We start from the raw sequence: 584 nt of genomic DNA on the forward strand, positions 1-584 counted from the left end.
GTCAAGGAACCGGCTCTACGGGACACTCGGGGTGCGCCGTCGCTCTTCGGCGCACGACCTACGATGTGGCCAGGGCCAAGCGGAACAACGGCCTTGGTTGGTCGTGGATTGGACAGCCCGCATGATGACACCCGGACCGTCCGGCGCCGCCTCTTCTTCTCCGGGCCCTATCAAGGTCGGACTCGTCGGTGCCGGCCCGTGGGCCTCGATCCTGCATGCGCCGCTGTGGTCTGCCGGACCACAGACCGCCCTGACCGGCGTCTGGGCACGCCGGATCGAGGCGGCGCGCTCTGTTGCCGACATGCATGGGACCGAAGCCGTCGAGTCGTTCGACGAACTGCTGGAGCGTTCCGACGCGATCGCCTTCTCGGTGCCGCCGGACGTCCAATGGCGCATGGCCGTGCGCGCCGCGGACGCCGGCCGGCATCTGATCCTGGAGAAGCCGATCGCCGACACCCTTGGTCACGCCCGCACGCTCACCGACGCCGTCGCCACCGCCGGCGTCGGCTCGCTGGTGATGTTCACCACCAGGTTCTCCTCTGGCGTCCGAGCATTCCTCGAACAGGCGCGCTCGTTCGACACGG

1 protein-coding gene is annotated in these 584 nt (G+C 68.8%); it reads left to right on the top strand.

What is annotated here, in order from left to right; genetic code table 11:
* Nucleotides 1-121: 121 nt before the first annotated feature.
* Nucleotides 122-584: Gfo/Idh/MocA family protein (locus ELR45_RS28865; RefSeq protein ID WP_165368200.1), on the top strand; the 463-nt coding region annotated here is incomplete at its 3' end.

The sequence above is a fragment of the Phytoactinopolyspora endophytica genome (assembly GCF_004138495.1).
Taxonomy (GTDB): domain Bacteria; phylum Actinomycetota; class Actinomycetes; order Jiangellales; family Jiangellaceae; genus Phytoactinopolyspora; species Phytoactinopolyspora endophytica.